This window comes from Nitrosospira sp. TNL200, from assembly GCF_055386305.1.
On record NZ_AP041003.1, the window covers coordinates 1,300,497 to 1,312,745 of the forward strand.

Consider the following 12,249-nt stretch of genomic DNA (forward strand, 5'->3'; position numbering starts at 1 on the left):
TCACAACCCCTTTCCCTGGATCGGGTTTTCGTTCATAAGAAGAGGATAAGCCGGTTAAATCGGGCGACAGGGCTGTTTCAACTGATCGAGTATCGCCGGATTCTCCAGCGTGGAAACATCCTGCGTTATTTCTTCCCCCCGGGCAAGGGTACGCAGCAGGCGCCGCATGATTTTGCCGGAACGGGTCTTCGGAAGATTGTCGCCAAAGCGGATTTCGTCGGGACGGGCGATAGGGCCGATTTCGCGCGTAACCCAGTTGCGCAATTCGGCCGCAGTTTCATGCGCCTTTGCACCTTCGGCGCGGGAGCCTTTCAGAACCACGAACGCCACGACCGCTTCTCCCCTGATTTCGTCAGGCCTGCCTACCACCGCCGCTTCCGCGACCAGCGGGTTGGCTACGAGCGCCGACTCGATTTCCATCGTCCCCAGACGGTGGCCGGCGACATTCAGCACGTCGTCAATACGCCCCATTATCCAGAAGTAGCCATCCAGATCCCGATTGGCGGAGTCTCCAGCCAGATAGTACTTGCCGCCCAGCTCGTGCGGAAAATAGGTTTTATGGAAGCGCTCCGGATCGCCCCACAACGTCCGCGCCTGCGAGGGGAAAGGCCGCTTGATGACCAGGAATCCTCCCTTGCCATCTTCCACGTCATGCCCGGCTTCATCCACGATAGCGGCCTTGATGCCCGGCAGCGGCAGGGTGCAGGAGCCCGGCTTCAGCGGAACAGCGCCAGGAGCGGGGGCGATCATGTGGCTGCCCGTCTCGGTTTGCCACCAGGTGTCCACCACCGGGCAGCGGGATTGCCCCACGACCGTGTAATACCACATCCATGCCTCCGGATTGATGGGTTCGCCCACGGAACCGAGCAGCCGCAAGGAGGAAAGGTCATATTTTGGCGGGAGATCCGCGCCGAGTTTGATCAGCGAGCGAATCGCCGTGGGTGCGGTGTAAAAAGTCGTGACCTTATGGTCCTGTATCATTTTCCAGAAGCGCCCCGCATCGGGATAGGTGGGAACGCCTTCGAACACGAGCTGCGTCGCTCCGACTGCCAGTGGGCCATAGGCCACGTAGCTATGTCCCGTCACCCAGCCGACATCGGCAGTGCACCAGAAAACGTCGGCAGGCTTATAGTCGAAAATCCATTTCATGCTCATGACGGCACCCAGCAGATAGCCGCCGGATGAGTGCTGCACACCCTTCGGTTTGCCCGTTGATCCCGAGGTGTAAAGTGTGAACAGCGGGTGCTCGGCGGAGAGCCATTCGGGCTCGCACGTGTCGCTCTGGTCCTTGACCAGGTCGTGCCACCAGACATCCTGGTGCGGATTCCAGGATACGTTGCCCTCGCCGCGCTGGTATACTACGACCGATTTCACTGAGTCCGTCCCGCCCAGGCCGATCGCTTCATCGACCGCGGCTTTCAGGTGGTTTCGTTTCCCGCCGCGATGCTGTTCGTCCGCAGTAATGACGGCTACCGCCCCGGCATCGACGATCCGTTCATGCAGGCTCTTGGCGGAGAAGCCGCCAAAAACCACCGAGTGCGTAGCGCCGATGCGCGCGCAGGCTTGCATCGCCACCACTGCTTCGATGCTCATGGGCATGTAGATAACGACCCGATCGCCCTTCCCGATGCCTCTCAACTTGAGGCCATTGGCCAACTGGCATACACGGCGGTAAAGATCGCGGTATGTCGAAACCGTTATGCTGCCGTCGTCCGCCTCGAATATGATGGCTGGCTTGTCCGGCTGGGTGTCCAGGTGGCGATCCAGGCAGTTGTACGATACATTCAGTTCACCGTCCTCGAACCATTTGAAAAAAGGATGATTGCTTTCATCCAGTACGCGGGTAAAGGGTTTTTGCCAAAGGATATGCTCCAAGGCCAATCTTCCCCAGAATGCCTCATGATCTTTTTCGGCTTCATTGCAGAGCGCCAGATAGGCCTCCATTCCAGCAACGTTGGCTTGCTGGACGAATTCAGGGTGGGGCGGGAATACGCGGGTTTCTTGAAGAATCGATTTTATCGCAGCCACCTGGCGCCTCCGTGTGTGGTTTCTGAATGCATCGAACCGCCAGATTGTATCACCCCGATCATCCACGGCGGCCGGGTTTTGTTGAAAGATCGGCAGTCCGCGATGCCGGCAGGACAGCCGGCGGCGATGTCATCCGCGTAGCCTTCTTCGGCACAAGGCAGGCTTGTTCAGGGTTCCCCGATGCCAACTGTCTGTTTCATTAATTATTAAAATTTGCTAAGATAGAGTTATCTTCATGGGCTTTTTCAGCCCATTTTTTATTTCTGGGGAACCAGGAAGGCAAATGGATCTGCATGATTTGCTTGAATCGACCGTGATCGGGTTGGGTTATGAACTGGTGGATGTGGAGCGTTCGCCGCACGGAAGGTTGTTGCGGGTTTTTATCGATAAACCCGAAGGAGTGAGTGTCGACGATTGCGTTGCGGTGAGCAATCACCTGAGCCGGTTGCTGGCGGTCGAGAATGTCGAATATGGGCGGTTGGAAATTTCATCGCCGGGACTGGACAGGCCTTTGAAAAAGACGTCTGATTTCATCCGTTTCGCCGGAGAGTCGGCTAGACTGAAATTGCGCGTGGCGTTGCAGGGGCAAAGAAATTTTGTTGGCATCCTGCGTGGGGTGGATGATGGCGTGTTAAAGCTGGAAGTAGACGGAAAAATGCTTGATCTTGAGCTCGATAATCTTGAAAGGGCGCGTCTGGTTCCCAAATTGTAACTATTTGAGAGATTGGCGGGAGGTAACATGAGCCGCGAGGTTTTATTGTTGGTGGATGCGTTGGCACGCGAAAAGAATGTCGAGAAGGGCATTGTTTTCGTTGCACTGGAGTTGGCGTTGGCGTCTGCTACAAAAAAGCGTTTTCACGAAGACGCCGATGTGCGTGTGTCCATCGATCATCAGACGGGCGACTATCAGTCGTTGCGCCGCTGGCAGGTCGTCGCGGATGATGCCATGGAGGATCCCGCGCGGCAGATAGCCTTGAGTGCCGCCTTGCAGGGTAACCCGGACGTCACGCCGGGAGAATTCATCGAGGAGGTGCTGGAGCCGGTGGAGTTCGGCCGGATCGGAGCGCAGGCGGCCAAGCAGGTGATATTCCAGAAAATACGCGATGCGGAGCGCGAGCAGATCCTGAACGATTTTCTTGAGCGCAAGGAATTCATGGTTACCGGAACCATCAAGCGCATGGAGCGCGGCAATGCGATCATCGAGTCTGGAAGAGTCGAGGCGGCATTGCCCCGCGATCAGATGATTCCCAAGGAAAACCTGCGGGTGGGGGACCGGGTTCGCGCCTATCTCTACAAGGTGGACCGTACCGCCAGGGGACCGCAACTGATACTGTCGCGAATCGCGCCGGAGTTCCTGATAAAACTGTTCGAACTGGAGGTGCCGGAGATCGAGGAGGGTCTGCTGGAAATCAAGGTTGCTGCCCGGGATCCCGGTTCCCGCGCGAAGATCGCGGTCAAATCCCATGATCAGCGGGTGGACCCTATCGGTACCTGTGTCGGCATGCGTGGTTCCAGGGTACAGGCGGTGACCGGCGAACTGGCGGGAGAGCGCGTCGATATCATCCTCTGGTCGGAGGATCCCGCGACTTTCGTCATTAATGCGCTGGCCCCCGCGGAAATCAGCAGCATACTGGTGGACGAGGAAAGGCACAGCATGGACATCGTGGTGGACGAGGATAACCTCGCCCAGGCGATTGGCCGGGGAGGCCAGAATGTACGGCTTGCATCCGAACTGACTGGATGGGAGCTTAACATCATGACACTGGAAGAGTCCCAGGCAAAGAATGAGGAGGAGTTTTCGGTTCTCCGGCAGCTTTTCATGGAAAAACTGGATGTCGACGAAGAGGTGGCGGATATACTGGTGCAGGAAGGGTTTACCACAATCGAGGAGGTGGCCTATGTGCCGCTCGGGGAAATGCTGGAAATAGAATCCTTCGATGAGCAGACTGTCAGCGAGCTGCGTACCAGGGCGCGCAATGCGCTTTTGACTGAAGCGATAGTCAGCGAGGAAAAGGTGGAGCATATTGCGGAAGACCTGCTTTCTCTGGAAGGCATGGATAGCCAGACAGCGCGCGAACTGGCTGCCAAGGGGGTGAATACCCAGGAAGATCTTGCCGACCTGGCGGTTGATGACCTGGTGGAAATAGTGGAGATGGATGCCGAACGCGCCAGGCAATTGATCATGGCGGCGCGGGCGCCATGGTTTGCCTGATTTTTATGGGATAAGTGCTGTAGACAGCGCTATTAAAGGTTATTAGTGCCTCCAATGAATGTAGAACAATTTGCTAGTGAATTGGGAGTGTTGCCAGCGGTACTGCTGGAGCAGCTCCGGGCTGCCGGCGTCAGCAAGCATCTGACGGAAGACAGTCTCACGGAGAAAGACAAGACCCAGCTTCTTGAATATCTTCGCAAGATTCACGGCTCGAGAGGAGAGAAGAGTAAGATCAGCCTCCCTCCTCGTCGGCAGACCTCGGAAATCAAGAAATCGGATAGCACAGGCAAGCCTCGCAGCATTCAGGTGGAAGTGCGCAAGAAGCGGGTATTGTTGAAAGATGATTCGAGCGACAGGCTGGCGCTCAGAGCGGGCGCCGCGGAGCCTGCAGCGCCCGCCGTCCAGCCTGCTCCTTCTCAGGCGCCCAGGCCAGTGGTGGATGCCGCGCAGCAGGCGCTGCGTGAAGAGGAAGCCAGAAAGCAGGCTGAACTGATCGCCCGGCAGACCGCTGAGCTCAAGGAGAAACAACGCCGCAAGCTTGGCGCACCCGAATCCAGGGAGCAGGAGCCAGAAGCCGAACCTGCCGTCCCGGGTGCTGTTGCCACCGCCACTCCCACGGCTGCTCCGGAGGCGGCACCGGCGGAGTCCGGCGCTGCGCCGGGCGTTCAGGCTGGAGCCGGTACGGGAACGCCCCAGGCACAGCCCGCCTCCACTGAAGGAACCTTGCATAAACCAGTAGTCAATGCCGAAGACAAGGCGGCAAAGGCGGAGAAGAAAAAGAAGCAGACCAAGCAGGTTGTCTGGAAGGACGAGCGGGTGGAGAAGCGCGGGCTGAAGACTCGCGGAGACCTGACCGGAGGAAAAGGATGGCGCACGCGCCGGGACAGGCATGGCAAGCCTGCCGAAGATCAGGTTGCTCATAGTTTTTCCGCTCCGACCGAGCCTGTCGTGCATGAGGTCACGGTACCGGAAACGATTTCCGTGGGAGCGCTCGCCCAGAAGATGTCGATCAAGGCCGCTGAAGTTATCAAGACTTTGATGAAAATGGGAAATATGGTAACGATCAACCAGATGCTGGATCAGGAAACCGCGATGATCGTGGTGGAAGAGCTAGGCCACGTCGCCAAATATGCCGCGCTTGATAGTCCTGAAGCATTTCTTGCGGATGCCGAAGTGCCGGCTACGGAGTTCAAGACCGAGCCACGTGCGCCAGTAGTTACAGTGATGGGCCACGTCGATCACGGAAAGACTTCTTTGCTGGATTATATTCGCCGCACCCGGGTAGCCAGCGGGGAGGCGGGAGGCATCACCCAGCATATTGGCGCGTATCATGTGGAAACCGAGCGTGGCATGGTGACGTTTCTCGATACACCCGGCCACGAAGCTTTTACCGCGATGCGCGCACGCGGGGCGAAGGTGACGGATCTCGTGGTACTGGTGGTGGCTGCGGATGACGGCGTGATGCCGCAGACTATCGAGGCGATACACCATGCCAAGGCGGCCAAGGTGCCCATCGTCGTGGCGGTAAACAAGATAGATAAACCCGAGGCGAATTCCGAGCGCATCAGGCAGGAACTCGTGACACAGTCGGTCGTTCCCGAGGATTGGGGCGGGGACACAATGTTCGTGGAAGTTTCGGCAAAGACCGGGCAAGGAATAGATGAGCTTTTGGAGAGCGTGCTGCTCCAGGCTGAAGTCCTGGAGTTGCGTGCGCCCGTCGAGGCGCCTGCCAGAGGCATCGTCATAGAGTCGCGCCTGGACAAGGGGCGCGGCCCGGTGGCGACTGTACTGGTGCAGTCCGGAACGCTCAAGCGGGGAGAGGTGCTGCTCGCGGGTGCGGTGTTTGGCCGCGTCCGGGCCATGCTCGATGAGAATGGCAAGCCGGTTGAATCCGCGGGCCCTTCAATTCCGGTGGAAATTCAGGGCTTGTCGGAAGTGCCCGTTGCCGGCGAGGCGGTATTGGTGTTGGCCGACGAACGCAAAGCGCGGGAGATTGCGCTATTTCGCCAAGGCAAATTCCGGGATGTCAAGCTCGCCCGGCAGCAGGCGGCCAAGCTGGAGAACGTGTTCGAGCAGAAGGGCGAGGTCAAGGTGCTGGCGCTCATCATCAAGGCCGATGTACAGGGTTCGTACGAGGCGCTGTCTCATGCCCTGGAAAGGCTTTCCACGGACGAGGTTAGAGTCAACATCATCCACAGCGGGGTGGGCGCCATCACCGAGTCGGACATTAATCTGGCGCTGGCTTCCAAGGCGGTGGTGATCGGTTTCAACAGCCGTGCGGATACGGTCGCGCGCAAGCTTATCGCTTCGACCGGTGTGGATGTGCGGTATTACAGCATCATTTACGAGGCCGTTGATGAAATCAAGGCGGCGCTGTCGGGGATGATGGCCCCGGATCGCAAGGAAAACGTCACCGGAATGATCCAGATTCGCGAGGTGTTCCGTATTTCGAAGGTGGGAGCAGTGGCGGGCTGCCATGTGCTGGAAGGCATAGTCAAGCGGGGATCGCTGGCGCGCCTGGTACGCAATGGCGCGATCATCTACAGCGGCGAGCTGGACTCGCTGAAGCGCTTCAAGGATGACGTGAAGGAGGTCAGGGCAGGTTTCGACTGCGGCTTGTCGCTGAAGAATTTTAACGACATCCAGATTGGCGACTTGCTGGAAACTTACGAGATCGTCGAAATCGCCCGCAGCCTGTAGTCCCATAAAGGGTTGCCATCTCGATTCCGTCGATTTCAGGAATATATCGTGCCGAGGGATTATTCACGTACGCTGCGGGTCGCCGACCAGATCCAGCGAGAACTGGCGGACTTGATTCGCAACGAGCTGAAGGATCCGCGTATCGGAATGATCACGCTGACCAGCGTGGAGGTGAGCCATGATTACTCCCACGCCAAGGTTTTTTATACCACCCTTCACAGCGAAGCCGATAATTTTCTTACGGCCAGAGGATTGGAGCATGCGGCGGGGTTTCTGCGCAGCCGCCTGTCTCACAGGCTCAAATTAAGGGTCATTCCCCAGCTCCATTTTATCTATGACGAATCGGTGGAGCGCGGAGTACGCCTGTCGCAACTCATCGATCGTGCCATGGCACGGGATGGTTCTGCCGAAGAATAGTGGACGCAATAAGGTGGCGAAACGAGCGAGCCGCCTCTCGCGCATGGCTATGGTCTTCTTCCGATAACGTCATTTTCTTCCCCGTATTTTCTCCCAGATGACAATGCAGCGTCTTTCCATCAGGCGGGATGGCCCGGTTCCCGGGCGCTCCGCGACGGAAACCTTTCCTATCGAGGTTCAGGCTGGATCCGCTGATTTCCCATACTTTCGACAACGCGCAGCATAAAGGCGAAAAGCGCCCTGTTAGCGGTGTCCTGTTGCTGGACAAGCCTCCTCATATTTCCTCGAATCAGGCTCTGCAAGGAGCCAAGCGGCTATTTCTGGCACGCAAGGCCGGTCATACGGGTACGCTCGACCCCATGGCTACCGGCCTTCTGGCGATCTGCCTGGGAGAGGCGACGAAATTTTCATCTGAGTTGCTGGGAGCGGACAAGTGCTACGAGGCCGCGCTCATGCTGGGCTATTCCAGCACGACGGGAGATGCCGAGGGCGAGATCTCGGTGGCGCGGGATGGGCAGCAGCGCGATGTCGGCGATATGCATTTCGAACCTGGGCGGATCGAATCAGTATTGAAAAGCTTTACCGGCGCGATCATGCAAACGCCTCCCATGTACAGCGCCATAAAGGTGCAGGGCAAACCGCTCTATGCCTATGCCAGGGAAGGAGTGGAATTGCCGCGCAAGCCGCGCGAGATCCATATCCACGACTTGCGGATGCTGGGCCTCGCGCGAAACGAAATGCGCATCTTTGTCAAGTGTAGCAGCGGGACCTATATACGCACTCTCGGCGAAGATATCGGCGTTGCGCTGGGATGCGGCGGCGCATATCTCGCCGCCCTGCGCCGCGTTGCCCTGGACGATTTTGATATCTCGCAATCCCACGCCCTGGGCGATCTAGGAGAAATGACGTTGTCGCAGCGGGACGCCTGCCTGCTGCCCGCCGACAGGCTTTTGCATCGCTATTTTGCAGCCGTTCTCGCTGACGGATCGGTCGAGGCTTTGCTGCACGGGCGGAAGATCAGGGAGATCGAGGCCGGACTTTACCGCACAAATGAGGGAAAGGACGCGTGTCTCGCGGATTTTTCGAATCTTAAGGAAGGACAAAGGCTTCGATTGTACGACGGCAGGAACTGTTTTCTCGGCCTGGGAGAAGTGACGCCGGAAATGGAAATAGCACCCCTAAGACTGGTAACAGGCTGGTAACGAGTTGCTAACGGGCTGGTAGCGCCGAGGTCCTATGAGTTTTGCTTGGATTGCATGCTTTCGGTTACATCTTTTCCTATTCCTCGATAACCGGTGAAGCGGCCCGACGAATCGAACATGGGCTCGCCGCTGACCATCAGGAACTGCCGCGAGCCATCGGCGCGGGTTCGACTGTAAACGAAGTCGAGAAAAGGACGCCGTGCCGTTATATTCGCCTTGAACTGCGCATGCTCGGCTTCGTTCCAGTGCATTTCGTTATTCCCCTTGGCTTCCCCCAGCAAGCTATCCACCGAAATGTCGAGCATTTCGAGGACGGGTCCGTAGATCTTGGTAAAGTGTCCTTTCTCGTCCTGTTCCCAGTACCAGTCAGAAGCCAATTCGGTCAGTCGCCGGAAACGCGCCTCGCTTTCACGCAGTTCCGCGGTTCGTTGAGCCACGATCTGCTCCAGCTCCCTATTGTAATTTTCCAGTTTTTTATACAGCAGGCGCACTTCCAGCATGTTGTGGATGCGCGTCTGAACTTCGATCAGATCGAAAGGCTTGCTCACGAAATCTTTCGCTCCCGCTTGCAGCGCTCTCAGTTTGTGCCCTGGCTGGGCAGTGATGACGAGCACAGGAAGATAGCCTCCCGCTTCGATTTTCTTCAGGCCTTCGATCACCTGAAAGCCGTCCATTCCAGGCATCTGCAAATCCAGAAGAATCAGGTCGTAGCGGTATTCAGCGTAGAGAGCGCAGACTTCGCGCGGATCGGTGACCGAAGTAATGGAGGTATAGTTCGCATCGCTCAACATCTGCTCGAGCAATCTGATGTTGGCCTCCTGATCATCGACGATCAGGATTCTGGCATTCTGGATATCGGATTTACTAATCATTATTCCTATCCTGTCTAAGCGCTATTGATCATCGTGGCGCGACTCGTTCAGCTTGTCTGATTCTAATGGATGAGATATCAAAGCAACTAATATTTTACCGATATGCAGTTGCCATCATGCGGCTGGCAACGCTCGCATCCGGTTCTTCCGTTTTGCTCCTGTATTTCGCGCGATTCCAGATTCTATTTCGTGCATTCCGCGATGAAATAAGTATTTTTGCCTGCCTGCTTGGCTTTCAGCAGCGCCATATCCGCATTCTTGAGCAATGTTTTAACATCGGCCCCGCTATCGGGAAAAAGGCCTATGCCTGCGCTGCCCGTTACCCTGACCTCATGTCCCCCCATGGCATAGGGCTCCGACAACGATTGGATTATTTTTTCCGCCGCAAGCGATACCCCGCCTGCGCCGTTTACGTGAGGCATCGCCACCACAAATTCATCCCCTCCCAGGCGCGCCACGGTATCTTCCTGCCGCACCGCCATCACCAGCCTTGCGGCAACGGTTTTCAGCAGCAGATCTCCCAGGTCATGGCCCAGGGTATTATTGATTTGCCTGAAGCCATCCAGATCCAGGTAAACGACCGCCATGCTGGTCTTGTTCCTTTTTGCATGGATAATGGCCTGGGAAACCCTTTCCGTAAGCAGCCGCCGGTTCGCGAGACCGGTTAGTGGGTCATGCAGCGCCATGAACTCCTGCGATTTGGCATAGCTGTATGCCTGCTGATGCAGGAGACGCACTTCAAGCAGGTTCCGAACGCGCGCCAATACTTCGGTCACGTCAAACGGCTTGCTGATGAAATCCCTTGCACCCGCCTCGAGCGCGTGCAGCTTGGATGCCGGATTTGCCGTGATCACCAGTACCGAGAGATATCCATCCTTCTCAATTTCCTTGAGTGCTTTCAGTACCTGAAATCCGTTCATGCCTGCCATCATCAAATCCAGCAGGATCAGGTCGTAGTTATTCTGGCGGTGCAATTCATAGACCTCTTCGGGATGCGTCGTCGAGGAAATCGATGTGTACTGCGCGACGGCCAGCATGTGTTCCAGGAGTAGAATATTGGATTCCTGGTCATCCACAATCAATATTTTTGCGCTTCGAATTTCTGTCTCAGTAATCATGTCCTATAAGCATGCCGTTTCCTTTTCGCTGATGCGGCTGACCTGCATCAGTGAAACCGGGAAGTGTACAGGCCAGTAATGGTGAGCCGCGCGGGCCTCGTTTATCCTGGTTTCGGCGTTGTCATATGCGGAAGGGGGTGGGAGCGCCATTCGCAGAGCTGCATGCATCCGGGAGGAAATCCGTCAAGCGATTTCACTCGAAATGTATCCGCGAAACATGAGTAGAGCTGTCAAGACTTGAGTTCCTTGAATCTCTCGGCGTTTACTTTTTATCTTTTTATTTTAGAGACCAAAACCAGATCTGCTCTGTGCGCTATATCTCATAAGCGTGATTTTTGATCATTTTTATCGGGTATTCCAGGCGATGCCGGCCTGGATGGGTTTCGTTGCCATGTCAATGATCTTTGCTGATTGATCCGCAGGAAAATCTTTGACGCCAATGCGGGCATTTTGCTAAAATGCGAATCGCGGGGTGGAGCAGTCTGGCAGCTCGTCGGGCTCATAACCCGAAGGTCGTAGGTTCAAATCCTGCCCCCGCAACCAACAAGCTATTGATTTATAAAGAGTATTAGAAATAGAATGGGTCTGGAAATGGTCTGTTTTGGTGCTATTTTGCCAGCATTTTTTCTATGCCTTTGTCACGCTGAAAAATACTGAAACGGCTTTTGATCCTGCATCAGGCATTGCTTCAGGCATAAACTTCCCGTACCTTTCCTCAACCATCTTTGTGTCCGTATGGCCGAGTTGAGCGGCCACCCAGGCAAGAGGTTCGCCTACCGATAGCATCATGCTGGCGTACGTATGCCTGGTCTGATACGGTCGCCTATATCTTACTTTCGCCTTCTCCAAGGTAGGTCGCCAAAAACTCTCATGCATCTGCTTGTCTCCGGTCCACCTCTGCAACAAGTTCGGATGTTGGAATACTTCCTTGCCAGCTAAGAATGTGTGCTGCTTCTGGGCGATCAAGGCTTGATAGGCCGGCTCAAGCAATTTAACGAAGCGAACTGACTTCTTGGTTTTGGGTACCTCGATTTCCTTGGATGCAAGCGTTTTTGCCTTCCATACCCTTGGAAGCATGAATCAGAACGCGACCGCGAAACCGGCCAGCCAATCGTCGATCCCGTCAGGCCCATCGCGCTGATGTTGAGGTGATTCATCGTCACGGAGCGCGAGCTCGCCATGGCGAGACGTGCGGGAAGGGGGCGTCTGCCCGGCGAAATAGGCATTGCACACACATATTTTTATGTGTTAAACTCATTAAAATATGGGTGACTTTCGCTATGAATTATGACGATTTCATCGCCGAGCTTAGTAAGGCGGGACTGAGTATCCGGCGCTTCGCGGATCTTATGAATATGCAGCCGAACTCAATTTCAAATAACAAAAAGCAAGGGGAGGTGCCTGATCATCTGGCGATAATTGCAAGTCTTCTCGCGGAGATGTCGAGTCACGATATAGATTTCGATCCTGTCTTTGCACGCCTTGAGCCCGGTAAAAAGAGACCGCGTGGGGCATCCAAACCTGGCAAGTTTGCTGGAAATCCACAAGGTGTATTGGAGTTGAGTAAATGATTGGGGCGGTACTTCGCGGTGGCGAAACGCTATCTGTGCACTCTAGGGGGAGCGAGAAGCAATATGGACGAGAAACTCTAGAATCTTCGTTAGAGGATATTCTTTATCTAAGCAGGTTAAATATTGGGA

The 12,249-nt window shown here is 55.8% G+C and carries 10 protein-coding genes and 1 tRNA gene; 7 read left to right on the top strand and 4 right to left on the bottom strand.

Features of this window, described 5'->3' with window-relative positions; translation table 11 throughout:
• Positions 1 to 54 precede the first annotated feature (54 nt).
• The gene (gene acs, locus ACZ5CE_RS05785; protein WP_464576856.1) at positions 55 to 2,028 is read right to left on the bottom strand and encodes an acetate--CoA ligase; all 1,974 of its coding nucleotides are present in this window, start codon (positions 2,026 to 2,028) and stop codon (positions 55 to 57) included.
• 283 nt (positions 2,029 to 2,311) lie between these two features.
• On the opposite strand from acs, the gene rimP reads away from it, so the two are divergent.
• The 5 genes from rimP (at position 2,312) to truB (ending at position 8,559) form a co-directional block, all read left to right on the top strand.
• Positions 2,312 to 2,740, top strand: a complete 429-nt coding sequence (gene rimP, locus ACZ5CE_RS05790; RefSeq protein ID WP_464576857.1) for a ribosome maturation factor RimP — start codon at positions 2,312 to 2,314, stop codon at positions 2,738 to 2,740.
• Between the two features lie 27 nt (positions 2,741 to 2,767).
• Positions 2,768 to 4,240, top strand: coding sequence for a transcription termination factor NusA (nusA, locus tag ACZ5CE_RS05795; RefSeq protein ID WP_464576858.1), 1,473 nt, complete (start codon positions 2,768 to 2,770; stop codon positions 4,238 to 4,240).
• Positions 4,241 to 4,285: 45 nt separating this feature from the next.
• Positions 4,286 to 6,940, top strand: a complete 2,655-nt coding sequence (gene infB / locus ACZ5CE_RS05800) for a translation initiation factor IF-2 (RefSeq protein WP_464576859.1) — start codon at positions 4,286 to 4,288, stop codon at positions 6,938 to 6,940.
• A 48-nt stretch (positions 6,941 to 6,988) separates the two neighbouring features.
• A complete protein-coding gene (rbfA, locus tag ACZ5CE_RS05805; RefSeq protein ID WP_464576861.1) occupies positions 6,989 to 7,357 on the top strand; it encodes a 30S ribosome-binding factor RbfA in 369 nt (122 codons plus the stop codon).
• Between the two features lie 128 nt (positions 7,358 to 7,485).
• Entirely contained in the window at positions 7,486 to 8,559 is a 1,074-nt protein-coding gene (gene truB, locus ACZ5CE_RS05810) for a tRNA pseudouridine(55) synthase TruB (RefSeq protein ID WP_464576863.1), read from the top strand.
• A 32-nt stretch (positions 8,560 to 8,591) separates the two neighbouring features.
• Here the strand turns inward: truB and ACZ5CE_RS05815 are convergent, their stop codons facing one another.
• Together ACZ5CE_RS05815 and ACZ5CE_RS05820 are read right to left on the bottom strand one after the other, a co-directional pair.
• Complete coding sequence (locus ACZ5CE_RS05815; RefSeq protein ID WP_464576864.1) at positions 8,592 to 9,431, bottom strand: response regulator; 840 nt, start codon at positions 9,429 to 9,431, stop codon at positions 8,592 to 8,594.
• A 182-nt stretch (positions 9,432 to 9,613) separates the two neighbouring features.
• Complete coding sequence (locus ACZ5CE_RS05820) at positions 9,614 to 10,549, bottom strand: response regulator (RefSeq protein WP_464576865.1); 936 nt, start codon at positions 10,547 to 10,549, stop codon at positions 9,614 to 9,616.
• A gap of 466 nt (positions 10,550 to 11,015) precedes the next feature.
• Here ACZ5CE_RS05820 and ACZ5CE_RS05825 point away from each other — a divergent pair.
• Positions 11,016 to 11,092, top strand: a tRNA-Met gene (locus ACZ5CE_RS05825).
• An 84-nt stretch (positions 11,093 to 11,176) separates the two neighbouring features.
• On the opposite strand, the gene ACZ5CE_RS05830 is transcribed toward ACZ5CE_RS05825, so the two are convergent.
• Complete coding sequence (locus ACZ5CE_RS05830; protein ID WP_464576866.1) at positions 11,177 to 11,626, bottom strand: tyrosine-type recombinase/integrase; 450 nt, start codon at positions 11,624 to 11,626, stop codon at positions 11,177 to 11,179.
• Between the two features lie 203 nt (positions 11,627 to 11,829).
• On the opposite strand from ACZ5CE_RS05830, the gene ACZ5CE_RS05835 reads away from it, so the two are divergent.
• Entirely contained in the window at positions 11,830 to 12,120 is a 291-nt protein-coding gene (locus ACZ5CE_RS05835) for a hypothetical protein (RefSeq protein ID WP_464576868.1), read from the top strand.
• The last annotated feature ends 129 nt before the right edge of the window (positions 12,121 to 12,249 follow it).